27 protein-coding genes are annotated in these 24,890 nt (G+C 35.7%); all 27 read right to left on the bottom strand.

All coding sequences use genetic code 11. The features are described 5' to 3' along the window. Positions 1 to 6: 6 nt before the first annotated feature. Positions 7 to 744, bottom strand: coding sequence for an SDR family NAD(P)-dependent oxidoreductase (locus LF845_RS01190; protein WP_242819159.1), 738 nt, complete (start codon positions 742 to 744; stop codon positions 7 to 9). A gap of 56 nt (positions 745 to 800) precedes the next feature. Then, positions 801 to 1,622, bottom strand: coding sequence for a LysM peptidoglycan-binding domain-containing protein (locus tag LF845_RS01195; RefSeq protein WP_242819160.1), 822 nt, complete (start codon positions 1,620 to 1,622; stop codon positions 801 to 803). 64 nt (positions 1,623 to 1,686) lie between these two features. Next, positions 1,687 to 3,477: an aspartate--tRNA ligase gene (gene aspS, locus LF845_RS01200; RefSeq protein ID WP_341352886.1), complete on the bottom strand. Its 1,791-nt coding sequence runs from the start codon at positions 3,475 to 3,477 to the stop codon at positions 1,687 to 1,689. A gap of 12 nt (positions 3,478 to 3,489) precedes the next feature. Further along, positions 3,490 to 4,746: a histidine--tRNA ligase gene (gene hisS, locus LF845_RS01205; RefSeq protein WP_242819161.1), complete on the bottom strand. Its 1,257-nt coding sequence runs from the start codon at positions 4,744 to 4,746 to the stop codon at positions 3,490 to 3,492. Positions 4,747 to 4,833: 87 nt separating this feature from the next. Next, complete coding sequence (locus LF845_RS01210; RefSeq protein ID WP_242819162.1) at positions 4,834 to 5,529, bottom strand: cytidylate kinase-like family protein; 696 nt, start codon at positions 5,527 to 5,529, stop codon at positions 4,834 to 4,836. Continuing rightward, positions 5,520 to 6,020 carry a 2-amino-4-hydroxy-6-hydroxymethyldihydropteridine diphosphokinase gene (folK, locus tag LF845_RS01215; RefSeq protein WP_242819163.1) on the bottom strand — a complete coding sequence of 167 codons (501 nt, stop codon included), beginning with the start codon at positions 6,018 to 6,020 and terminating at the stop codon, positions 5,520 to 5,522. The genes LF845_RS01210 and folK overlap by 10 nt, the downstream gene beginning before the upstream one ends. Positions 6,021 to 6,022: 2 nt before the next feature. Then, on the bottom strand, positions 6,023 to 7,390 hold the full coding sequence (locus tag LF845_RS01220) for a dihydrolipoyl dehydrogenase family protein (protein ID WP_242819164.1): 1,368 nt from the start codon (positions 7,388 to 7,390) through the stop codon (positions 6,023 to 6,025). A 6-nt stretch (positions 7,391 to 7,396) separates the two neighbouring features. Beyond that, entirely contained in the window at positions 7,397 to 8,551 is a 1,155-nt protein-coding gene (gene metK, locus LF845_RS01225) for a methionine adenosyltransferase (RefSeq protein WP_242819165.1), read from the bottom strand. A gap of 30 nt (positions 8,552 to 8,581) precedes the next feature. Continuing rightward, positions 8,582 to 8,800 (bottom strand): DUF465 domain-containing protein, encoded by a 219-nt coding sequence (locus tag LF845_RS01230; protein ID WP_242819166.1) that lies wholly within the window; start codon positions 8,798 to 8,800, stop codon positions 8,582 to 8,584. Continuing rightward, positions 8,793 to 9,230, bottom strand: a complete 438-nt coding sequence (rimI, locus tag LF845_RS01235) for a ribosomal protein S18-alanine N-acetyltransferase (RefSeq protein ID WP_242819167.1) — start codon at positions 9,228 to 9,230, stop codon at positions 8,793 to 8,795. Before rimI ends, LF845_RS01230 begins: the two co-directional genes overlap by 8 nt. Beyond that, complete coding sequence (gene tsaB, locus LF845_RS01240; RefSeq protein ID WP_242819168.1) at positions 9,205 to 9,789, bottom strand: tRNA (adenosine(37)-N6)-threonylcarbamoyltransferase complex dimerization subunit type 1 TsaB; 585 nt, start codon at positions 9,787 to 9,789, stop codon at positions 9,205 to 9,207. The genes rimI and tsaB overlap by 26 nt, the downstream gene beginning before the upstream one ends. A 3-nt stretch (positions 9,790 to 9,792) precedes the next feature. Beyond that, entirely contained in the window at positions 9,793 to 10,227 is a 435-nt protein-coding gene (gene dut, locus LF845_RS01245; protein ID WP_242819169.1) for a dUTP diphosphatase, read from the bottom strand. Continuing rightward, positions 10,212 to 11,414: a M16 family metallopeptidase gene (locus LF845_RS01250; protein WP_242819170.1), complete on the bottom strand. Its 1,203-nt coding sequence runs from the start codon at positions 11,412 to 11,414 to the stop codon at positions 10,212 to 10,214. Before LF845_RS01250 ends, dut begins: the two co-directional genes overlap by 16 nt. Before the next feature lie 20 nt (positions 11,415 to 11,434). Next, positions 11,435 to 13,543 carry a polyribonucleotide nucleotidyltransferase gene (gene pnp / locus LF845_RS01255; RefSeq protein WP_242819171.1) on the bottom strand — a complete coding sequence of 703 codons (2,109 nt, stop codon included), beginning with the start codon at positions 13,541 to 13,543 and terminating at the stop codon, positions 11,435 to 11,437. A gap of 8 nt (positions 13,544 to 13,551) precedes the next feature. Continuing rightward, positions 13,552 to 13,821, bottom strand: a complete 270-nt coding sequence (gene rpsO / locus LF845_RS01260; RefSeq protein ID WP_242819172.1) for a 30S ribosomal protein S15 — start codon at positions 13,819 to 13,821, stop codon at positions 13,552 to 13,554. A 78-nt stretch (positions 13,822 to 13,899) separates the two neighbouring features. Further along, positions 13,900 to 14,793: a tRNA pseudouridine(55) synthase TruB gene (truB, locus tag LF845_RS01265; RefSeq protein WP_242819173.1), complete on the bottom strand. Its 894-nt coding sequence runs from the start codon at positions 14,791 to 14,793 to the stop codon at positions 13,900 to 13,902. Beyond that, positions 14,790 to 15,143 carry a 30S ribosome-binding factor RbfA gene (gene rbfA / locus LF845_RS01270; protein ID WP_242819174.1) on the bottom strand — a complete coding sequence of 118 codons (354 nt, stop codon included), beginning with the start codon at positions 15,141 to 15,143 and terminating at the stop codon, positions 14,790 to 14,792. The genes truB and rbfA overlap by 4 nt, the downstream gene beginning before the upstream one ends. Continuing rightward, on the bottom strand, positions 15,144 to 15,425 hold the full coding sequence (locus LF845_RS01275) for a DUF503 domain-containing protein (protein ID WP_242819175.1): 282 nt from the start codon (positions 15,423 to 15,425) through the stop codon (positions 15,144 to 15,146). It lies immediately after the preceding gene. A 5-nt stretch (positions 15,426 to 15,430) separates the two neighbouring features. Further along, the gene (gene infB, locus LF845_RS01280) at positions 15,431 to 18,265 is read right to left on the bottom strand and encodes a translation initiation factor IF-2 (RefSeq protein ID WP_242819176.1); all 2,835 of its coding nucleotides are present in this window, start codon (positions 18,263 to 18,265) and stop codon (positions 15,431 to 15,433) included. Between the two features lie 14 nt (positions 18,266 to 18,279). After that, positions 18,280 to 18,729 carry a YlxR family protein gene (locus tag LF845_RS01285; protein ID WP_242819177.1) on the bottom strand — a complete coding sequence of 150 codons (450 nt, stop codon included), beginning with the start codon at positions 18,727 to 18,729 and terminating at the stop codon, positions 18,280 to 18,282. After that, positions 18,692 to 20,020 carry a transcription termination factor NusA gene (gene nusA, locus LF845_RS01290; protein WP_242819178.1) on the bottom strand — a complete coding sequence of 443 codons (1,329 nt, stop codon included), beginning with the start codon at positions 20,018 to 20,020 and terminating at the stop codon, positions 18,692 to 18,694. The genes LF845_RS01285 and nusA overlap by 38 nt, the downstream gene beginning before the upstream one ends. An 8-nt stretch (positions 20,021 to 20,028) precedes the next feature. Then, the gene (locus LF845_RS01295) at positions 20,029 to 20,502 is read right to left on the bottom strand and encodes a ribosome maturation factor RimP (protein ID WP_242819179.1); all 474 of its coding nucleotides are present in this window, start codon (positions 20,500 to 20,502) and stop codon (positions 20,029 to 20,031) included. Positions 20,503 to 20,618: 116 nt separating this feature from the next. Next, positions 20,619 to 21,188: an indolepyruvate oxidoreductase subunit beta gene (locus tag LF845_RS01300; RefSeq protein ID WP_242819180.1), complete on the bottom strand. Its 570-nt coding sequence runs from the start codon at positions 21,186 to 21,188 to the stop codon at positions 20,619 to 20,621. Beyond that, positions 21,185 to 22,924 carry an indolepyruvate ferredoxin oxidoreductase subunit alpha gene (gene iorA / locus LF845_RS01305; protein WP_242819181.1) on the bottom strand — a complete coding sequence of 580 codons (1,740 nt, stop codon included), beginning with the start codon at positions 22,922 to 22,924 and terminating at the stop codon, positions 21,185 to 21,187. The genes LF845_RS01300 and iorA overlap by 4 nt, the downstream gene beginning before the upstream one ends. A 3-nt stretch (positions 22,925 to 22,927) precedes the next feature. Further along, positions 22,928 to 23,482, bottom strand: coding sequence for a YfgM family protein (locus tag LF845_RS01310; protein WP_242819182.1), 555 nt, complete (start codon positions 23,480 to 23,482; stop codon positions 22,928 to 22,930). Beyond that, a complete protein-coding gene (locus tag LF845_RS01315) occupies positions 23,479 to 24,153 on the bottom strand; it encodes a histidinol phosphate phosphatase domain-containing protein (RefSeq protein ID WP_242819183.1) in 675 nt (224 codons plus the stop codon). Before LF845_RS01315 ends, LF845_RS01310 begins: the two co-directional genes overlap by 4 nt. A gap of 1 nt (position 24,154) precedes the next feature. Then, entirely contained in the window at positions 24,155 to 24,823 is a 669-nt protein-coding gene (locus tag LF845_RS01320; RefSeq protein WP_242819184.1) for an LOG family protein, read from the bottom strand. Positions 24,824 to 24,890 lie beyond the last annotated feature (67 nt).

Below are 24,890 nucleotides of genomic sequence, written 5' to 3' on the forward strand. Positions count from 1 at the left end.
TTAAAGTCAGTCTATATTTTCATCCCTGTAAATTCTAAACGCATTCCATGTCTGATAAACACTCATAAGCTCTATAGAGTTGATATTAACATGCTCCGGAAGTGTGGCACACCAATACACCGCTTCAGCGATATCTTCTGAAGTCAAAGGCTTTGTATTTTCGTAAACTTTATCAGCCCTATTTTTGTCCCCTTTAAATCTGACTGTAGAAAACTCGGTATTTGCCATGCCTGGCTCAATGTTTGTACATCTGACCTTTGTCCCAAATAAGTCATTTCTTAAATTTCTTGAAAATTGTGCGACAAAAGCCTTTGTGCTGCCATAAACATTACCCCCTGGATATGGCCAGCTACCTGCTACTGAGCCGATATTAATAATATGCCCCTTGTTCCTTTTTACCATAAAAGGCAATATTGCCCTTGTGCAGTAAACAACACCTTTTATATTTGTATCTATCATTCTTTCCCAGTCTTCAATATTTGTTTCATGAGCAGGCTCAAGCCCTAAAGCAAGACCCGCATTATTAACCAAAATATCTATGTCATTGTGCTTTTCAAACACTTTAAAGACATCTTCTTTTTTTGTCACATCCAACAGCTCAAACAAACAACCGCTCTTTTTGGAAATCTCACTCAACCGCTCTTTTCTTCTCCCGGAAATAACCACATCATGGCCATTATTAATAAATTTATATGCTATAGCCTCTCCAAAACCAGAAGTGCTGCCTGTAACAAAAACTTTCATTTTTCCCTCCAACCTGAAAATAGATACAAAAAAAGCCGGCGTAAGCCGGCTGTTATTTATTTACCATCAAAGAGTGACCAAGGGCCTCTATTTTTGGAAAACTTAATAGCATCATCCTTTTCAGTCCCAGTATAGTCATTTCTTACTTTAAAAATCTGGCCAGGGAATATCAAATCAGGGTCTTTTATTGTATCTTTGTTAGCCCAATAAATAAGTGGCCACATAAAAGGATTCATATATTTTTTATCTGATATCTTCCACAGGCTGTCACCTTTTGCAACTGTATACATTGTAGGCTCATTCTTTTTAGCCTCTTCCATAGCCTTTTTAACTTCTTCAGCCTTAGCAGCAGAGATAGCTTCTTTGTTTTGCCTTAACAATGCCTCAATTTCAGCCATCAAAGCTTTTGCTTCCTCAGGCTTACACTCATCTACATAAGCTTTTGCTTTTGCATACTTTTCTTTAAGCTGAGTATAAGTAACTGAAGAATATTTTACAGCATCCCCTTGAATTGCATCAATCTCTTTACCATACTCTTCAAGCTTCACGGCTACCTTATCATTTTCAGCCTTTCTTTCTTTTGCAACTTTCTCAGCTTCAGCCGCCTTAGCCTTAGCTTCAGCTAAGCTTGCTTCAGCTTCATCATAATATTTACCTTTAAATGTATAGTTTTTAGCTTCTTCCATTTTTTCTTCAGCATTTTTAAATGCTTTATTAGCCTCAGCATATTCTGCAGGTGCACACTTCTCAGCATTATACCCTTGAGCACCTTTTAAAGCAGCCTGTGCATCATCATAAGCCTTCATTGGTGGCTTAGCACATGAAACCATTACTGCAGCAACTGAAACAGCTAACGTAAATTTTATCACTCTCTTCATAATAACCTCCTTAATATTATTTAAAACATACCACACATATTAATACTTGTCAAACTGTTAATATTTATTCTTTTTCTATAATATCAAGCTTAATATACAACTCTTTGAGCTGTTTTTCATCAACATAATTTGGTGCATCAGACATCATGTCAGTTGCTTTTTGAGTCTTTGGAAATGCTATTACATCCCTAATAGAATCAGCTTTACAAATAATAGATGCTATCCTATCCACTCCAAAAGCAATCCCACCATGAGGAGGCGTACCATATTTCAGAGCATCTATGAAAAATCCAAATTTTTGCTCACACTCCTCTTTCGTCAGCCCTAATGTATCAAACATTTTTTGTTGGATGTCACTACGATGTATCCTTATACTCCCTCCACCGATTTCAGAACCATTTAACACAAGGTCATAAGCCTTAGCCCTGATTTTACCCGGGTCTGTATCAAACAACTCTAAATCTTCATCAAGTGGTGCAGTGAAAGGGTGGTGCACTGCAGCATATCTTTTCTCTTCTTCATCCCATTCAAGGAGAGGAAAATCAACAACCCACACAAAAGAATATTTTTCCCTATCTATAAGACCAAGTCTTTTTCCAAGCTCTAATCTTAATTTTGACATATACAAGTTTACTGTTTTTTTGTCACCTGCACCAAAGAAGATAAGATCATTTGGCTTACCGTCCATTATTTCAATTATCTTATTCACAGTCTCTTCACCTAAAAATTTCAAAATAGGTGAACTCATACCATCTTCGGTTATTTTAATATATGCAAGCCCTTTTGCACCAAGTGAAGTAACAAAGCTTGTAAGGTCATCAATATCTTTTCTTGAAAAACTACCGGCACCTTTTGCATTTATTGCCTTTACAACACCACCTGATTTTATGACATCTCTAAATACTTTAAACTCAGTGTTTTCAAAAAGCTCAGTAATCGTTTTCAAGTATAACTCAAATCTTGTATCTGGAGCATCGTGACCGTATTTCTCCATTGCCTCAGCATAGCTCATTACAGGAAAAGGGGTTTGAATCTTAATACCTACGACTTTATCAAAAATTTCTACAAAAAGCCCTTCAATCAGCTTCATCAAGTCTTCTTTGTCAATAAATGACATCTCCATATCAAGCTGCGTAAACTCCGGTTGCCTGTCAGCCCTTAAGTCTTCATCCCTAAAACATCTTACAATTTGGAAATACCTTTCAAAACCGGAAACCATCAAAAGCTGTTTAAACATCTGTGGGGATTGAGGTAATGCATAAAATTTACCTGGATTAACTCTACTTGGGACTAAATAGTCTCTCGCACCCTCAGGTGTACTTTTTGTCAAAAATGGAGTTTCAATATCCAAAAAGCCCTTATTGTACAGATACTCTCTAATTGTTCTTGTAAGGTTGTGTCTTGTAATGATATTGTTTTTTAAAGTAGGTCTTCTTAGGTCAAGATACCTGTATTTTAATCTGATATCCTCACCGATATTCACAGTGTCCTCTATCATAAATGGAAGAGGAAGAGACTTATTTAATATTTTAAGCTCAGAAACAATTATTTCTACCTCCCCAGTTTTGAGCTTTTCATTTACTGTTCCTTCAGGTCTGTGCTCTACAACACCTTTAACAGCAATAACATACTCACTTCTTATATTCTCCCCTAAACTATGAACTTCACTGTTTATTTCAGGATTTAAAACAACTTGTGTAATACCTTCCTTATCCCTAAGGTCAATAAATATTACACCACCGTGGTCTCTTCTTCTTTGAACCCAACCCATCAAAATAACTTCTTTACCAACATCTTTACCACACAACTCACCGCAACTATGCGTTCTTCTCCAATCACCCATTTGTGTAAGCACGGTCTTCCTCCTTTATGCCAATTCACCTTTTATGAATTCTGCCAGATTTTCTATTTTAACTTCACACTGAGTTGAAGTTTTCATATTCTTTACGGTAACAACACCTTTATTTAATTCATCTTCACCGAAAAATAAAGCATATGATGCATTTAACTTATCAGCCTTTTTAACCTGAGATTTGACAGATGCAACCTCATAGTCAAACTCAACCGATATACTATTTTTCCTAAGATTATTAATTACAGGGAGTATATCCTTTAATCTCTCCCTATCAAAAATGATGCAATAAGCGTCAATAGATTCACTTATGTCAAAATCTTTTTGCATCATAATATTTACAAGTCTATCAACCCCTATCGCAAACCCAATGCCAGGAATATCCGGCCCGCCAAGAGTTTTTATAAGACCGTCATATCTACCTCCGGCGCCCACTGCACTGCTTGCCCCAAGTGAAGTAGTAGTCATTTCAAATGCCGTCCTCACATAATAGTCAAGCCCTCTGACTATTTTAGGATTGACAACGTATTTAATCCCAATGTTATCCAAATACTTTTTTGTTTCGCTAAAATGTTCGTCACATGAGTCGCATAGGTAATCTATCATCAAGGGAGCATTTTCTGTAATACTTTTGCAAGTATCTACTTTACAATCTAATACCCTTAACGGATTGGTATCAAGTCTTCTTTTGCAGTCAACACAAAGCTCATCCTTTTTATCTTTCAAAAAAGAGATAAGATTGTCCCTGTAAAAAGGCCTGCATTCCGGGCAGCCTACACTGTTTATTTCAAGGGTAAGAAAATCCTGTATCCCACACTTAAGAAAAAGTGTATAAAGGAGATTTATAACATCAGCATCAGTTAAAGGGGAAAAGCTTCCAAAAACCTCAACACCAAGCTGATAAAATTGTCTAAACCTGCCTTTTTGAGGTCTTTCCCTCCTAAACATTGGACCATAATAGTAATACTTTTTCACTCCCGGAGGATTTTGTAGGTTATTCTCTATAAAAGCACGCACCAAAGAAGCTGTCCCTTCCGGTCTTAATGCAAGTATCTCGTCATTTCTATCTTTAAATACAAACATCTCTTTTTCAACTATATCTGTTGAAGCTCCTATACCCCTGTCAAAGACTTCAACTTTCTCCAATATCGGCAGTTTAAATTCGTTGAAACCAAAACTTCTAAAAGTATCTTTAGCGATACTCTCAACCAACTCCCAATATTTAACTTCAACTCCAAAAATATCCCTAAAACCCTTAACTTTTCTAAACAAAATTCCTCCAAGTTAACATTTTCAAAATCACAACAGCTTACCAATTAATACACTTTAAAATAACTGTCAATTGAAACATTTAAAATACTATACAGCAAATCTGTCCTTTACAATTGCGACTATCATTCTGCTCACCTCATCTATATCTGATTTGCTTAGATTTATTGCCAAATGATAATGATTTAAATCTGTTACATCTTCATTGTAATAATGCATAATGTAATTATATCGTTTTTTCTCAATCTCTTGAATTTTCTGCTCCGCAGTCTTTTCATCAATCTTTTCCCTATGGGAGACCCATTTGATTTTTGATTTTTTATCCGCATAAAGTCTTATATGAATTGCATTAGCGTAACCTTTTAAAATAAACTGTCCCCCCCTGCCTACAATTACCACATTATCCTTCTGAGCCAACTTATGAATTATTTTTTCAACCGTGTTTTGATATTTTTCGCTGTCAAAAGATAAATCCTGCTTTATATTTTCTTGAAAAAGCCCTTCATCATCGTCAAGTTTTAATCTGCAATACTTTAATTCTTCATCTTTCAAACTGAAAACATCCTTAAATATCGAAAAATCTACATACTTAGACAATGTTGCCTTAAAGTTGGAATGCCGCTCCTCATCATAACTTTTAACGATTTCCCTATCAGTATCGGTAAGAATCGAAACATACTCAATAATCTCTTTATTAATAATCTTATAATTTAGCTTTTCAGCAACCCTTTCAGCAACATAGTCTCCTGCACACCCAAACTCTTTTGAAATTGTAATTATCGCCATTTTAACTCTCCGACAGCTGTAATATCATAATCACATTTAATATTTTTAATTATATCAACAATTTTACTTTTAGTAACCGGGTGAATATAACCCGGAAATATTTCCTTTAGTGGAATAAGAAAAAAGCTTCTATTTTCAAGGTCATAATGGGGAATTTCAAGATTTTCCCCCTTTAATATTTCATTATTGAAATCTACTATATCTATATCAATTAACCTTTCTCTCCAAAATCCTAATTTCTCTTTCCCCATCTTCTTTTCAATAGATTGCAGGGCTTTTAACATATCTAAAGGTGAAAGTGTGGTAGATACAGTAGCAGAAACATTAAAATACCTATCCTGATTATCCAACAACATAGATTTTGATGCATAAACTCTTGAAACATTCTCGATTATGGAAATTTTTGATATATATTTTAAGGCTATTGATAAATTTGAAGCCTTATTACCTAAATTTGACCCTAAATTTAATATAACCCTTTTCTGATTCATTATTAGTTTTTTGACTTTGCCTTACTGCCTATTTCCGCTAAAACTTCCGCAAAAGTAGGATGATTGAAAATAAATTCAGAAATTTGATCTATCTTTATCTCAGCCTGTATTATCATAGTAAACATGGAAATTAGCTCCGCTGCACCTTTACCGATAATGTGTGCTCCAAGGACACGTTTGAGATTCTTATCATATATAATCTTTGCAAAACCTTTGCTATACCCCATAATTAATGATTTCTCAAGATTGCTGTATGAGTACTTTAGAGATGCAGGGTCAAATCCTACTTTAGTTGCTTCCTCATCCGTATAACCTACTGAGGCAATCTCAGGATCTAAATAGGCAACTTTAGGTAAAATATTTGTTTTTTTATATATAGGTCGGTTTAAAATACTTGAAGATACAATTTCTGATGAAAGGTGTGCCCAATTAACAAGCATATCGCCACCTGTAGCATCCCCTACAATGTAAATATCTCTATTGGTTGTCCTAAGTTCTGAGTCCAAAACAGGCCTGCCATCTTCACATTTTACCCCTGTAGTTTCAAGGTTTAGTTTATCAAGATTAGGTTTTCGTCCAATAGCCACAAAAACTGCCTCAGACTCAATCTTTTCATCCCCTTCTGTAAATAAAATCGTTTTATTCCCAATCTTCTCAATATTCTGTACATTTTTATTATAAAAAATCTTTATACCATCTTTTTTGAAAGAGTCTTCCAGACGTTTTACAATTTGCTCATCAAAGCTTTTCAAAAGTCGGTTATCCTTTTCTATAATTTTCACTTCACAACCAAGCCGTTTGAAAAATGTGGCATATTCACAACCAATGAATCCACCACCTAAAATTGCAATAGATTTCGGTATCTCTTCAAGATTAAATATGTTTGAGGCATAATACATCTTACTGCAATTAATATTCTTTAACGTTTTTTCAATAGACCCTGTAGCTATTACTGCTTTGTGAAATTTTAACTCTTTTTTCGCCCCATTAAAGTCAAGCTCTACCTTATTTTCTCCAGTAAAAAGTGCTTTCCCTTCAATTAAGTTAACATTAGCTTCTTCCAAATCTTCTTTATAGGACTTTATGAGCTTATTTCTGATTGTATCTATATTCTTTTTAACCTTCTTAAAGTCTATGTCATAATCTTTCTCATTTTTTATGTTCAAAATAGGCAATACCCTTTCTTTAAAACTATGAAAAAGATAGCTTTGGTAAAGGAAGGCATTTGAAACAACGCTGCCTGAATATGAATAATTGCCACCCGGCTTTTCATCAACAAGGTAAACATCATAACCTTTCCCTGACAACGAAAGAGCAGTGCTGACCCCCGCAGGGCCAGCACCTATAATTACAATATTTTTCTGAGCCATTTTATATTATGCACCCAATTTCCCGGCTAAACTCTTTATCTCGTCAGCTTTATTGGTCTTTTCCCAAGGGAAAATTTCTCTACCGAAATGTCCATATGCAGCAGTTTGTTTGTAAATAGGCCTTCTTAAGTCAAGTGCTTCCATAATACCTTTTGGTGTAAGGTCAAACAGTTGCTTTACAATTTTCTCAATTTCAGCCTCAGGGATTATACCAGTATCAAAGGTATTTACTAAGATAGATACCGGACGAGCAACACCTATAGCGTATGCAAGCTGAATCTCACACCTTTTAGCTACACCAGAAGCTACAATATTTTTTGCCACCCATCTTGCAGCATAGGCTGCACTTCTATCAACCTTCGAAGGGTCTTTTCCGCTGAAACATCCACCTCCATGCCTTCCACTTCCACCGTAGGTATCAACAATTATTTTTCTTCCGGTAAGACCGCAATCCCCCATAGGGCCGCCTATTACAAAACGTCCTGTAGGATTTATATGGTATGTTATATTTTCTGCATCTAACAAATGTGAAGGAATCACCTCTTTTATAACCTTTTCAATCACATCTTCCTTAAGGTCTTTCAACTTAACGTCAGGAGAATGTTGAGTTGAAACAACCACTGTGTCTACTCTCAAAGGTTTGTTCCCTTCATACTCAATTGTTACCTGAGATTTTCCGTCAGGCCTTAGATAAGGCAATATATCTTTTTTTCTTACTTCGGCAAGTTTCATACATATTTTATGGGCAAGCATTATAGGCAAAGGCATTAGCTCTTCTGTTTCATCACACGCAAAACCAAACATTAAACCCTGATCTCCGGCTCCACCGGTATCAACACCCATAGCGATATCAGGGGACTGCTTGTCAATGGTTGTAATTACACCGCAAGTCTCGTAATCAAAACCATACTTAGCTCTCGTGTAACCAATCTCTTTTACCGTCTCTCTCACTAACTCCGGAATATCTACATAAGTCCTTGTAGTAACTTCCCCTGCGACTATGGCTAACCCCGTTGTGACCATTGTTTCACAAGCAACCCTTGAATAAGGGTCATCTTTTAACATTGCATCTAAAATAGCATCACTAATCTGATCGGCAACTTTATCCGGATGACCTTCGGTAACCGATTCAGAAGTAAATACAAATTTTCTTTCACTCACTTTTCACTCCTTGTATTTAAAATTTATTTTTTAATCTAACTCAGCAGCAATCTGCTCCATTCTATCTTTACATTTTAATTTTCTCTTTTTTATCTCTTTAATTCTTACCTCAACTTCGGGGGGAAAATATTTCAGGCTGTACAATGCTTCCAAGTCCTGTTCCAAAGATATGTGTTCGTGATACAATTCTTTAAATTCTTCATTCTCTTTCAAGAGCTTCTGAACTAATTCCTCGTTAACTTTAAGCATAATTCACCCCTAAGTTATTTAATTTCATTAAAATTGCATTTATTCCTCGTCCATAATAATCTTTTCTCATGGAGTAACTTTTAAATCCAAACTTTTCATAAAGAGAAATAGCTTTCATATTATCTTCTCTGACTTCCAGATAAAACATATATCCTATATATTTATTTAAAACAAATTCCATAAGCCTACTGCCAATCTTACAACCCTGATACTCTTTTTTAACAGAAATATTTGCAATATCTATTTCATCAATTAATATATACAACACCACATATCCCGCTATTTCACCTTCTAATTCATATACATATATGGTGCTCTTATCTGAATATAGTTCATTTAAAAAAGATTCATAACTCCAAGGGGTGTCATAATTTTCATTCTCGATTTTTACTATCTCTTCTAAATCAGTTAAGGTTGCAACCCTTATCAAAATTTATCTCCGCTTCAGATTTTCTCATATAAAATGGGATAGCTTCTGTAATAAACTCAGTAAACTTAGATGAACTCATCCCTTCCAAAGGGTTTAAACCTTCATCAATAATATGAAGTTCACTAAAGCTTTTCAGTTCATCTTTTGTTACATTCATACATTCACTATATTTCCCATTTATAAAGTCAAACTCTTTAACGCCATAATGCTTACCAATAAGCTTTATCGCAATAGTTACATGTTGTCTGTCAAGGCTCAAAGCCGCCACATCAAAAGCAGTTATCCCAAAACAGGGCTTACCAAGCCCCATGCAAACACCCTGTAAAAAAGAGACACCTATCCTCACCCCTGTAAAAGAGCCCGGACCGATATTTACTAAAAAACTATCCACTTTGTGCAAATCTATATTAATATTATTCAGCATAAAGTCGAAGTTTTCAACTAATTTTTCGTTAATATCCTTAAAAGATGGGATGATAACACTACCTCTTAAGGTAAAATTTTCATAATAACCAAGTACTAAGCGTTTCCCAGATGTATCAATATAAATATAATTCACAATCTATACCCCGGTGTGCCCAAATCCACCAGCACCTCTTGATGTGGAATTTACTTGCTCTACACTCTCAAATTTAGCTTTTGTCACTTTTGAAAATACCAACTGTGCTATTCTATCCCCTTTTTTATAGCTAAAATCTTTATTGCTGTGGTTAACCAATATTACACCAACTTCACCTCTGTAATCACTATCGATTGTTCCGGGTGAATTTAAAACTGTTACGCCAAACTTTAGAGCCAATCCGCTCCTGGGCCTTACCTGACCTTCATACCCCTCTGGGATCTCTAAAAATAATCCTGTTTTGACTAATTTTACTTCACCCGGCTTAATCACACCATCCTCAGCCGACTTTAAATCAGCACCGGCAGCGCCATCTGTTGCATATTCCGGTATAAACAAACTATCTAAGCTTTTTACCTTAACTACAATGTCCTGCATTTAGTTATCCCGTAATCATATATTTTTTTGTATATAAAATTTAAATCTTGCAAACTGTAACCTTGTATCTTCCCTTCAATTTCTCTTGGTGCAATAAGCCTGCTCTCGTTAATAAACTGCTTTGTGTTTATCTCAAACCTGTTTGAAAGACTTTCATAACCAGATCTTAAACTTAGAAGAATCTGATTTTTTGCAGCCCTTAGTTCTTTCTCTTTAAAACCTTTTTTATAAATCAGCTCTAGCTCTTTAACAAGATTTTTATTAAATTTTTCATATTTTCTACCGTCAATTTCGGCATCAATACTCAAATAGCCCCCAATTTTATATAAAGTCACATCGCTATTTATATTATAACACAAACCTAAATCTTCTCGCAATTTCTGAAATAATCTTGATGACATAGATTCGCATAGCATATGACTGATAAGATGATACGCATATTTATCTTTCGAGTAAATATCCTCAAGGTTCAAGAAATATGACAAGTAGGTTTGTTCATACCGTAAATCAAATTCTTTTTCAAAAATTTTAATACTTTCTTTTTCGTACTTTTTAGTTACAAACTGCTTTTCAGGAATCTTTGATGCCAAAAAATTTAGTTTTTTATCATCAAAGTTACCCGAAATCACACCAAAGTAACCATATTTGCCAAAATATTCATTCCAGTAGCCCGTCAATGTCTCAAATTTTATATTTTCAAGGGTTTCAAGGCTTCCAGCTATAGGCAGACAATATCCTGCATTTGAAAATAGATAGCTTTCTGATATTTCGGAAAAATATTCTTGCGGGTTATCTTTAATTGAAACTATTTCAGAGTAAATTACATCTTTTTCCTTGTAAAACTCATCTTCACTAAAATCCGCATTGAAACAAACATCAAGAAAAATATCAACAAGTTTATTAAAGTTATTATTAATCATTTTAACATAAAAACAAGTATACTCTTTAGTGGTAAAAGCATTAATATAACCACCCAATGATTCAACTTTAAATGAGATATCCTTTGCAGAATATTTTTTTGTCCCTTTAAAAACCATATGTTCAATTAAATGAGTAATACCATTGTTAAAAGGATTTTCATCTGAACTTCCGTTTAAAAATACAACACCAAGGATAATTAATTCGGAATTTTTATCTCTGTCGCAAATAACAGGTATGGGATATTCGTTATATACAAATCTATCCATAAAAAAGAAAAGGTGCCTTTTCAGACACCTTTTAACAATTCTTTTCTAGAAATTTTCAATCGCCCTTTTTCATCTTTTCCAAGGTACTTAACTTCAACCAAGTCACCTACTTTTAAATGGTCACCAATGTTTTTAGTCCTTTCAAGAGCATATTCTGAAACATGAAGAAGTGCTTCAACGCCTGGAATCAACTCAACAAAAGCGCCAAAATCGGCTATTTTTTTAACCTTTGCCTTGTATGTCTTCCCTGCTTCCAATTCCTGAACAAGAGCAGCTATCTTGTCTTTGGCCTTTTCAATAGCCTCTTTGTTGCTTCCAAAAATATTAAGGATACCGTCATCCATTATATCTATAGAAACACCCGTTTCTTCAATAATAGCCTTTATTGTTTTTCCTCCAGGCCCGATTACGAGACCAACCTTATCAGGTTTGATACTCATAACTTCAAAACGCGGAGCGTTAGGAGATAAATCACCCCTCGGAGCATCGATAATTTCATTCATTTTAGAAAGGATATGAAGTCTGCCCTCTTTTGCCTGTGCCAAAGCTTTTTCAAGGATATCTCTCGATAGACCTTCTATCTTGATATCCATCTGCAAAGCAGTAATACCGTCTTTAGTACCTGCGACTTTAAAATCCATATCGCCAAGATGGTCTTCTATCCCCATTATATCACTCAATACAACATACTTATCTTTTTCATAAATCAAGCCCATTGCGATTCCAGCAACAGCATCCTTGACAGGAACACCGGCATCCATAAGAGAAAGTGAACCACCACATACAGTCGCCATTGAGGATGAACCGTTAGACTCTAATATTTCTGACACTACCCTTATAGTGTACGGGAAATCCTTTTCATCGGGAATCATAAATGAAAGTGCCCTTTCAGCCAAGGCACCGTGCCCAATCTCTCTTCTACCCGGAGCTCTCAAAAATCCAACCTCGCCGACACAAAAAGGTGGGAAATTATAATGGAGCATAAATCTCTTGCTCCCTTCACCTTCTATATCATCAAGCATCTGACTGTCCATTTTTGTGCCAAGTGTAGTAGTAACAAGAGCCTGAGTCTCACCCCTTGTAAAAAGGGCTGAGCCATGAGCCTTTGGAAGAAGGTTAATTTCTATATCTATAGGTCTTACTTCAGTATATCCTCTACCATCAACTCTGTGTCCAGAATTTAACGTAATATCTCTAAAAACATCTTTCTCTACAAGACCATAAGCTTCCTTATATGCACTTTCAAGTTCAGCAAATTCATCGCCCAAATCTTCCTTAAGCTTGGTGAAGTATTCCTCTTTAACGTTATCAATAGCAGCATACTTTTCCTGCTTTCCCGGAATCAGAACCGCTTCTTTTAACTTTTCAGCAAGCTCACTATGGACTTTTTGATATATATTATCAGGAACCGTAAAGTCTTTATATTCCATTTTTGGTTTGCCAATCTCAGCAGCCATTTTCTCCTGAACAGCAACAATTTTCTTTATATACTCATGCCCAAACTCTAAAGCCTCAACAACTTCTTCCTCACTAACATTGTTCATTCCGGCTTCAACCATAACAATGGCATCTTTAGTCCCTGCAAGAACAATATTCATATCAAGATTGTCGTAAGTGTCAGCAGAAGGATTTATAATTAAATTCCCATCCTTTTTGCCTACCCTAACTCCACACACCGGTCCATTAAAAGGTATATCAGATATCATAAGTGCGGCACTTGCAGCATTAAGTGCAAGGATATCAGGAGAATGTTTTGAGTCACTTGAAACTACAGTTGCTATAACCTGTGTTTCATTTCTAAAACCTTCAGGGAATAAAGGTCTCAAAGGCCTGTCTATAAGCCTTGATACCAATGTTTCTCTATCCGAAGGTCGACTTTCCCTTTTGATAAATCCGCCAGGAATCTTACCCACAGCATAAAACTTTTCAACATAATTCACAGTTAGCGGGAAAAAGTCTATTTTTTCGGGAGATTTTTTGCTTGCAACAGCAGTAACCAAGACAATAGTATCACCTTGTCTAGCCCAAATACTGGCATTGGTCTGCTTTGCTTTGAACCCTGTCTCGAAAATAATAGGCTCGATACTATCATCGAGCCTTACTTCAAATTCTTTCACGTCTTTTTTCATTACTTACCCTATTTCCTTAACCCTAAAGTATCGATAAGAGTTTTGTACCTGTTGTAGTCCTTCTTTTTGAGGTAATCAAGAAGCTTCCTTCTTTTACCTACCAACATAAGAAGACCTTTTCTTGAGTGAAAGTCCTTTTTGTGTGTTGCAAAATGTTCAGTAAGTTGCTTTATCCTTTCGGTTAATAGCGCTACCTGAACTTCAGGAGAACCAGTATCCCCTTCACATGTCTTAAACTTCTCAATAATTTCGTTTTTCAACGCTTTTTCTAATGCCATTAAACACCTCCAATTTCAAACGTATACTATATTATCATTTTTATTACTTTACAAGTTTTTTTTAACTTTATTTAACTTTTAATCTTTGAATATTTTTACAACTTTAAGCGGTATATCTTTCCCTTCATTTTTTTTTGCAAAGCCTAATACATTTTTAAGTCTATCTGTTATCCAAAAGAAATCGGATTCCTCTTCAATAGGCAATTTAATGTAACCATTTTTCTGTATCTGAACTCCATTTAAAAATCTTTCCACATACTCATCTTTAAGCACACAATTTGGCCAGTCTATAACTTTTTCCATAGGGATAACAAAACTAAAATCATCTTTCTTAACCATTTCAACTATCTCGTATAATTTAAAAGAGCTTTTAATATCAAAGACACCGTTTCTTGTCCTTATGAGATTCTGCATTGTCCCGTAAGAACCAAGACTATCACCTAAAAAATCTATAAGGCTCCTGATATACGTACCTTTTTCACAAAAAAACCTTATTATAATTTCAGGATAACTATAATTTAAAATTTCTGCTTCGTACACTGTCATTATCCTCGTACCTGCATCATCAATAAGCCCTTTCCTTGCTAATTTGTATGCTCTTTGACCTGAAATTTTAACAGCAGAAAAAGCAGGAATCTTATATTCCCTCTCACCTATAATCAGTTCCAGGACTTCTTTGATGGCTTGCAAGTCAGGGACTTCATTTGACTCATGCAAAATCTTACCCGTAATATCCATTGTATCCGTTTTGATCCCTAACCTGACTGATGCAATATACTCTTTATCCTTTGCCATCAGATAATCTGACAGTTTAGTTGCCTGATTAACACATACAGGTAGCACACCTTCAGCAATCGGATCCAGCGTCCCGATATGACCGCATTTCTTTGTTTTAAGTATTTTTTTCAAAGATTCAACTACGCTAAAGGATGAGCAACCACTCTCTTTGTTGACGTTTACAATTCCATTCATTTATCTTTGGATACTTCCCTAATGAGGGACTCAATCTTCAGTGCATTATCAAGGGTGTCATCATAAAAAAACTCAAGATGAGGTACCTTTTTAAGCCTTAAAACTTTCATTAACTTCCCTCTGATAAAATTGGCACTATTGTTAAGACCAATAACACAACCATCCTTATCACCATCAAGAAGCGTCCTCACATACACCTTAGCAACACTAAAATCTTTCGCCACAACAATATCTGTAATCGAAACATTAACCACTCTCGGATCTTTAAGCTCCTTGAATATTATATTCATGATTTCATGTTTAAGAAGCTCACCAACTCTTTTATCTCTAAAACTGCCACTATTTTGCATTTATAAAATCTCCTGATTTATCTCCAACACAACCACGTCATGTTGATTGTCCACAAAATCTACAACCTTGCCTAACTGCTCATTGCAAAAAGAGGTGTCATCACTTATCAAAGCAACACCTATTTCTGCCCTATTCCAAATATCCTTCTCTCCAATTTCAGCAACAGAAATATTGAATTTGCTCTTTAGCTTTGTCTTGAGACTATTTAAAACCCTCCTTTTCTCCTTTAAAGAAAATGCAGAAGGGATTTCGAGCAAAATATTCAATACACCTATAATCATTTATATCATTTAAGCTCTTTAAGCTCCCTCTTTCTTTCTACCATTTCATAAACTTCGAATATGTCGCCCTCTTTGATGTCATTAAACCTGTCAATACCCACACCACACTCATAACCGGCAACAACTTCCTTTGCATCATCCTGAAAACGTTTCAAAGAACCAACTGTACCATCATAAACAACTATATTGTCACGAATAACCCTAACTTTCGCGTTTCTTGTAATTTTACCTTCCAATACATATGCACCGGCGATTTTTCCTATTTTAGGCACTGAAAATACTTGTCTTACCTCAACTCTACCTATTACACTTTCATTAACCTCTGGGGAGAGCATACCTTCAATAGCACTTTTAATGTTATCTATCGCTTCATAAATAACCGAATATAGGTTAATTTCCACATTTTCACGCTCGGCAACTGCTCTTGCATTATTGTCAGGCCTTACGTTAAATCCAATAATAACTGCATTTGAAGCAGCAGCCAAAAGGACATCCGATTCATTTATACCGCCAACACCATCATGAATAATATTTACCTTAACTTCCTGGTTTGATAACTTAATTAAACTTGTCTTTAGAGCTTCCACAGACCCTTGTACATCAGCCTTTATGACAATGTTAAGCTCCTGAATTTCACCTTCTTTGATTCTATCAAACAGATCGTTAAGACTTACCTTGCTCTTCTCCCTCAGCTCAGCCTCTTTCATTTTTGCCATTCTAATCTCTGCAACCTGTCTTGCTACCTTTTCATTTGGCACAACAATAAAGGTTTGGCCTGATTCAGGAACAGAAGAAAATCCCATTACTTCTACAGGTACAGATGGGCCGGCAGTCTTCACACTCCTTCCAACTGAGTTAAACATAGCTCTAACCTTACCAAATGTTGGGCCTACTACAAAAAAATCTCCATTTTTCAAAGTGCCTTTTCTAACCAAGACAGTACCCACCGGGCCTCGCTGTTTATCAAGCTTGGATTCAATAATTATACCTTCAGCTAACCTGTCATAATCAGCCTTAAGCTCCAACATATCTGCCTCAAGGAGGACTCTTTCAAGCAAATCTTCAATTCCAATTCTATTTTTAGCTGAAATTTCCTGAAACTGGTTTTCACCGCCCCATTCTTCAGGAATTATTCCATATTCTGCAAGCTGAGTTTTAACCTTCTCGGGATTTGCATTAGGTTTGTCAATTTTATTAACTGCTACAACCAATCTTACCCCTGCAGCCTTAGAATGGTCTATTGCCTCTTTTGTTTGAGGCATAACCCCGTCATCAGCCGCAACAACAAGAATTACAATATCTGTAACATTTGCACCCCTTGCCCTTAATGTAGTAAAAGCCTCATGACCGGGAGTATCAAGAAACGTTATGCTTCTGCCATTTAAATCAACTTCATAAGCACCTATATGCTGGGTAATACCTCCGGCTTCACCCTCTGCAACCCTTGTCTTTCTGATTGCATCAAGTAAAGATGTCTTACCGTGGTCAACGTGCCCCATAACTGTAACAATAGGAGGTCTTGGCTTCATCTTCTCTGGATTATCTTCATACTTCGGCAACAAATCATCTTCTGTAATTGTTTTAACCACCACTTCTATATCATATTCTGCACCTAATAGCTGAGCAGTTTCCGCATCAATTGCCTGATTTACCGAAGCCATTACACCCATAGCAAAAAGTTTTTTAACAAGCTCAACGGCCTTTATCCCTAGCAAGCCTGCTAACTCATTTACAGTGATAGTTTCACCTATTTCAACTTTTGTAATCTTTACAGGTTCCTGCTTTTTACTCTCTTTTGCTCTATCTTTTTTCTTAGGTTTCTGTTGTCTTTTACCTTTATTTTTCTGAGCAATATCTTCAGTTTTTTCTACAATTACCTCTTCATCTATAATAATCTCATCTTTTATTTCACCTTTAACTATTGCTTCCTCAAGCTCAAGCTCATCAAACCCCTCTAAAATGTCTTTAACCAAATTTTTCTCTTTTTTAACACCTTTCTTAGCCTTAACCTTTTTGGGCTCAATATCCTCTTTAGGAGTTTCTTTTTTCTTGTCTATATCGACTCTTTTTAGTTTTTCAAAAGTCTCAGACGGTTTATCAATATCATCTTGCTTTTTAAATGCGGCTTTACCCCTCGAATCATCCTCTCTTCTTGGCTTTTGCTCTACTTTTTTATCTTTAAACTGCTTTGTTTCAGGGGTTCTTGTATCCCTTCTTGAGTCAGAATGTTCTCTTGGTCTTCTATTAAAATCCCTACCATCTTTTTTCTCTCTATGAACAGGCTTTGGTTTATCTTCAGTTTTTTCACTCTGAGATGGTTTTTGAGTTTCTTTTTTATCTTCATCCTTCACAGGTGCAGCAACTTCAGTAGCTAAAGTAGCAGATTCGGGAGCAGCTTTTGATACTTCGACAGTCTGTACTTTTTCTTGCTCCACTTTTGTTTCTTCTGCCTCTTTCTCTTTGTTTAACTCTTCCTGCTTTACCTTGGCAATTTTTTCTCTTTCCTCATCCACTTTTTTCAAAGATTTTTCAAGCTCTCTCTTCTTTCGCAAAAGCTCTTCCTTGGAAATTCTTTTCGAACTGTCATCATCACTCTTTTTAATTACTACTTCTTTTGGCCTTGAGTGTCTTTTATGCCTCTCAAGAGCTTTTTTCAAAAGCTCCTGTCTTTTGTCTACACTAAGAATCTTAGGGTCAACCCCTAGGTGACTTACAGCTTTTTCATTCACCATATCATCAGGGGATGAAACATCTATATTTATCTCTTTTAATTTTTCCAACGCATCTTCAAAACTTAATCCTGCCTTTTCGATAACTTCCTGTAACTTAAATTTACTCATACCAAAAGCACTCCTTAAAAGTTTAACTGCTTAATCTTATTCAATCTACTAAGCATTATGTCAATATTTTTAACATTTATATTTTTATTTTCCATATCTCTCAAGTAAGTCAAAAAACCATCTCTGTCCTTTAAAAATAACTCAACACATTTATCCTTTAATTTCTTGTTCAAACTACTCAAATGATTAAAAATAACATTTTCTATCTCTTCATAAAGGTAACTTAAAAGAATATCTTTTTCAACACCTGTTATTTTTTTGAGTGCGGAACCTTTAACTCTCAATAAATCCTCATAACAGATGTAAAATCCTCTCCCTGGCATATTATGCTCTAAATCTACCTTTGCTATTTTATTCTCTCTTACAAATCTTAACAATTCTTTTTTTTCAAATTTACACTTACAAACAATACACGTTCTGATATTTTTACTCTTCTTCTTCTGACTCTTCTGTGAAGTCATCATCTTGAAGCTCTGCAAGTTTTGAAGTTAAATAATCGATGGCACTGTTTATTATATTTATTGCTTCCTCGTCACTTATTTCAAGAGCGGCAGCCACTTCTTCCAAGTTGGATGTAGAAAGCTTTTCAACATCATCAATACCGGCATCGACAAGTCTTCTCACCATTTCGTCAGTCAAAACGTCAATATGCTCCAGATTATAAAGTTCATCAAATTCCTTAAACTCTTGCTCCTGCTCTATAAGTCTTACTTTTCTTATTTCGTTGTATTCACTTTCTTTCAGTACATCTAATCTCCAACCGGTAAGCATGGCAGCTAACTTAACATTTTGCCCTTTCTTACCGATAGCAAGTGAAAGTTCGTCATCCGGTACTACAACCTCAATAGTCTCTTCATCTTCAAAAATATTTGTCAATAATACCTGAGCAGGTGAAATGGCGTTACATACATATTTTACCGGGTCTGGTGACCACTCTATCACATCTATCTTTTCCCCTCTCAACTCCTGGCTTATTGAATTAATCCTGACCCCCTTAAGCCCAATACATGCCCCTACGGGATCAATGTTTGAATTGGTTGAATAAACAGCAACTTTCGCCCTGTCACCCGGTTCGCGAGCAACACCTTTTACATCTATAATACCTTCATAAACTTCAGGGATTTCCATTTCAAAAAGTTTTTTAAGAAATTCAGGGTGAGTCCTGGACAATATCAACTGAGGCCAACCTTTAACGACTCTGATTTCAAGTAATAAAGCTCTTACATAATCGCCTCTCCCAAAGAAATCGGCAGGGATACTTTCCCTTTTAGGTAAGATAGCTTCAGCTTTACCAATATTGACAACTAAATTATCGCGCTCAGTCTTCAGTACTGTACCATTTAATATTTCACCAACTTTATTTTGAAACTGCTCATAAATTACCTGTCTTTCGGCATCTCTTATCTTTTCTAATAGTTTATTTTTAGCTGCAATTGCTGCCTGCCTGCCAAGAGCTTCAAGTGTAGTAGGAACCATTACAATATCCCCAAGCTGAGGATTTTCTTTATATTTTTTAGCTTCTTCTATACTTATCTCATGCCACTTACTGTCTATCTCTTCGGAAACCTCTTTCGGAATTAAAATTTTTATAGTCCCTTTTTCTATGTCAACAGTCACCTCAGGTTCACCATATTTTCCAATTTTTTTATGTACAGCAGTAACAATCGCTTCTCTTAATACTTCACTTAACATACTGCGGCTTAGCCCCTTTTCTCTTCCAAGCTCATCAGCCACTTTAGCAAATTCTCTGATCATCTTGCCTCCTAAAAATCTATTTCTAATTTAGCTTTTTTTATATTTTTTATATCTATGTCAAAATGTTTACTTTCATGTTCAACATATATAATAATCTTGTCCTCATTCACTTCCATAATTTTACCCTTAAAATTCTTTCTATTCTCTCCCACAGGGTTAATTAAGGTAATTTTGCAAACCTTCCCTTTATACCTTAAAAAATCTTTTTGATTTCTAAGGGGCCTGTCAATGCCCGGTGTAGAAACCTCAAGAGAGTATTTACCCTCTATCAAATCCTCGTTATCCAGCCATTCGTACACAAAATTACTCACTTTAGCGCACTCTTCAAGCCCTACATTTTCACCATCAATAATGACCCTTAAGACATTACCGGCTCTTTCCCTTCTATAAGTAACATCAAATATTTCAACACCATCGAAAGGTAAATTATTCTTTAAATAATCCCTAACTGTGTGTTCAATTTTTTTGTGGACTATGCTCATGATTGTTTGACAAACCCTATACAAAAAAATAAGTGGGAAAATACCCACTTATTTTTCTTTTATCATACATAAAATTATAATTCAAGAACTTTTTATTTCAAGTTATTTATTCAGCCTTATAATGTAAAACCTAACTCAAAAGCTTTAATATTACTTTCAACTGTTTTCGGAGGTACTTTACTCTCAATAATATTTTTCCAGACCTTTTTTTCAAAAGGGAGCGTTTTTGCCAAAGCACCTACTACAGCCATACCGGCAACTTTTACATTTCCAGACTCTTGAGCTATCTTCAAAGCGTCAATCTGGCTTACACCTTTAAATAACTTTAATTTCTGTTTGATAACCTTTTCAGGGTATTCTTCCTTACCTGATAAAACACCAGGAGGAAAAATCTTGTTTGTATTCAAAATAAGAAGTGTTTCGCTGTTAACATACTCCATATACCTCAAAAACTCCATATACTCAAAAGATACCATAATATCTGCTTCGCCAAATGAAATAACGGGAGAATAAACTTTCTTAGCTATCCTCACATGACTGACTACACTCCCGCCACGTTGAGCCATACCGTGAATTTCACTTTTCTTGGCATCATAACCACTCTCAATCGCAACCTCACAAACAATATCACTGGACAACACAGTCCCTTGGCCTCCTACACCAAACATTAGTATATTAAAACTCATTTAACACCCCTTTGAAAAATTGCATTAAATCTACAGACTTTTGGGCAAAGCCCACATCCCGTACAGAGAGATTCATCAATCATAGCTATCTTTTTCTTTTTATCCCAAGTAATTGCAGGACACCCTAGCCTTGTGCATGCAGTGCAACCGGTACATTTGTCAGCATCTATAAAGTATGGATTTGTAATTACTGTCCTGTCGGCAAAAATACACGGTCTATTAGTAATAATCACACTTAACTCTTCTTTCGAAGTTTCCTCTTTTAACACTCTTATACATTCGTCTACATCAAACGGATCAACAGTTACTACATTTTTAATACCAAACGCTCTGCACAAAAGCTCAAAATTAATTCTCGGGCTTTCTTCTCCTCTTATCGTTATACCTGTACCTGGATTAGGCTGATGACCTGTCATCCCTGTTGTTCTGTTGTCAAGTATAACAACGGTAGAACACCCCTTGTTGTAAACAGAGTTAAGCAACCCGTTAATACCTGTGTGAAAAAATGTAGAATCTCCAATTACTGCAACACTCTTCTTGGCATACTCGCCATCGCTTGCTCTATCTATACCGTGTGCCATAGAAATACTTGCACCCATGCAAACAGTAGAGTTTATTGCTGACAAAGGTGGTAAAAGCCCTAAAGTGTAACAACCTATGTCACCTGCAGCAAAAAGTTTCAACTTACTTATCGCATAAAACATACCTCTATGCGAACAGCCAGGGCACATATTCGGTGGTCTGTTAGGAAGCTCTTTAACCGTTGTTTTGTATTTATTTACTTTTATACCAAAAAGTTTTTTAACAGCATCAACTGATAACTCACCGGTAAGTGGTCTTTTTATTTTTTTTAGTTTTAACCCTTTTGCCAATAACTCAGTCTCGATTATTGGGTCAAGCTCTTCAACCACATAAAGTTTTTTTACCTTTTTAGAGAAATCAACTATTTTATCTAAAGGCAATGGCCAAACCATACCAAGTTTAAGCACAGATGCCTCAGGCAATGCCTCTTTTACATATTGGTAAGGGATACCTGAAGTTATAATACCAATTTCATTGCTAATTATTTCTTCTACAACCAAATCAGATTCACTGTTGTATGTTTGTAGCTCTTTCAATCTTTCTTCAACGAATACGTGTCTAACTCTTCCATTTGCAGGTACCATTACCCACTTAGGGATGTTGTTTTCAAGCCCTTTGGATGTAACTTCAACCCTTTCTCCCAAATCAACTGCTGACATACTGTGAGAAAGCCTTGTTACTGACCTTACAATTACAGGTGTACAAAATTTCTCAGATATTTCAAACGCTTTTTTAACAAATTCTTTTGCCTCATTACTATCTGAAGGCTCCAATAAAGGTACTTTTGCAAACCTTGCATAATTTCGGCTGTCTTGCTCATTTTGAGAGCTAAACATATTGGGGTCATCCGCCACAAGAATCACAAGGCCACCATTTACACCCGTATAACTTAACGTCATCAATGGGTCAGCGGCCACATTCAAACCCACATGTTTCATACATGTCATTGAGCGTCTACCGGCCAGGGAAGCACCTATGGCAACCTCTAAAGCTACCTTTTCATTTACTGCCCACTCACAGTAAATCTCCCCATATCTTTTTACAAAATCAGTAATTTCACTGCTCGGGGTGCCGGGATAAGAGCTGACAACTTTTACTCCCGCTTCATATGCACCTCGGGCTATCGCCTCATTTCCGGATAAAACCTTTCTCATATTTTAAGACTCCCAATTTTTTATTAACTCCGCCAAATTTGAGTTTGGATACTTATCCAAAAAGCTTTTAACATCCCCACCCGCTAAAGCTTTTCTATAATCCCAAATTATATGCAGTCTTGAATCCTCATTGTACTTTGAAGCAACATTTGCATCACCAAGGTCATACATAAGACTGTCGGAAAGCTCCTTCAGATTGCCGTTAACTTTTGAAAGATAACTTTTTGCCTTATCAATATTACCCTTACTAATATATATTTGAGCAATTCTTAAATATATATAATCTTTTTGATCAGAAAAGCTTTCCGCTGACTTTCCATAGGATTCCAAAATATCTTCACTAACATTCTGCTGAGCTATAGAAACTTCATAGTTTCCGAGATTGTCAAGTTTTGCAATTTTACTGCTCTGGATATTCTTATAGACCATATAGACCACAAGAATCAAAGCAATTACTCCTGCAATGCTTGAAATAATAACTTTAAAATTTTTGTTTAAAAAACTTTCAACCTTATCAATAGGTGCTTCTTCACTCATTTGGTTATTTTTCCTTGTCATCTTAATCCTCCTAATCCTTTATTAAAAATTTTTTTATTATTTTCAAAAATAGATAAAATCTCATTATTATTTATGCCAATACCCTTTAATACTTTAACCAACATATCTACACTTAAATTATCCCCCGGTGCATGAAAATCATTATTTAATACCAGATTTGCACCAAATTTTTTGGCAAGATTAAAAACATGGCCATTGGTGTAAGAATGCCCTTTACGGGTGGTAATTTCCAACGCCACACCATTTGCTGCAGCAAGTTTGACTTCATCTTCCGTTATAAGCCCTGGATGTGCAAGTATATCAGCACAAGCCTCAATAGCTGCCCTGTTTGTACCCTCTTTTACCGGCTCCACAATTGTTTCACCGTGGACGACAACAATATCTGCCCCAAATTTCCTTGCTTCAGGAATAACTTTTTCAAGTAAAACAGGCTTAACATGAGTAAATTCAACTCCAATAATCACCTTAAAATCAGACACTTTATTAAAACTTTTTTGGAATTCTTTCTGTTTTTCAATTATAAACTTAAAGTTTGAATCATCAGCATGGTCGGTAATTGCAATTCCAGAGTAACCTAAAACTTCAGCCCTTCTTGCAGATTCGGCTGGGATCAACACTCCATCGCTAAATGTAGTATGCGTATGCAAATCGTAAAATTTTAAATTTTTCATGCTACACCTTCAAAAACTGTTTGATGCACGACATAATCTCATCTGTCTCATCCACAATTTTTATCAAAGATAAATCGTCAGGAGCAATAAAACCATTTTCAAGCATAGTATTTTTTATCCATTCAATCAACCCGCTCCAATATTGACTATCAACAAGTATCAAAGGAAAATATTTTATCTTTCTGGTCTGAATAAGAGTTAGCGCTTCAAAAAATTCATCAAGCGTGCCAAACCCGCCGGGGAAAATTACAAAAGCGCTGGCATATTTTACCAACATCACTTTTCTTACAAAAAAATAATTAAACGTTACTACCTTTTTTGCATAAGGATTTGGCTTTTGTTCAAAAGGAAGCTCAATGTTTAGTCCAATCGATTGACCGCCCCCTTCAGCCGCCCCTCTATTTGCAGCCTCCATAATTCCAGGGCCACCCCCTGTCAAAACAGTAATACCACTTTCGGCAAGCATCCGCCCGAGCTGTCTTGCTTTTTTATAATCTTTATGGTCTTCTTTCGCCCTGGCTGACCCGAAGATACTTACTGCAGGCTCAACATGGGCTAAGCTTTCAAAACCTTCTACAAATTCAGATAAAATCTTAAACATCCTCCACGTATCACCAACCTTAAATTCATCAATCAAATACTGATTTACAACATTATTCTCACTTTTCATAAAATCTGCCTCCTTGAGTCAGAATTTGGATATTAAATTATTTTTTTTATATTTACAAGAAATACTG

Origin of the sequence: Deferrivibrio essentukiensis, assembly GCF_020480685.1 — a bacterium.
GTDB lineage: Bacteria > Chrysiogenota > Deferribacteres > Deferribacterales > Deferrivibrionaceae > Deferrivibrio > Deferrivibrio essentukiensis.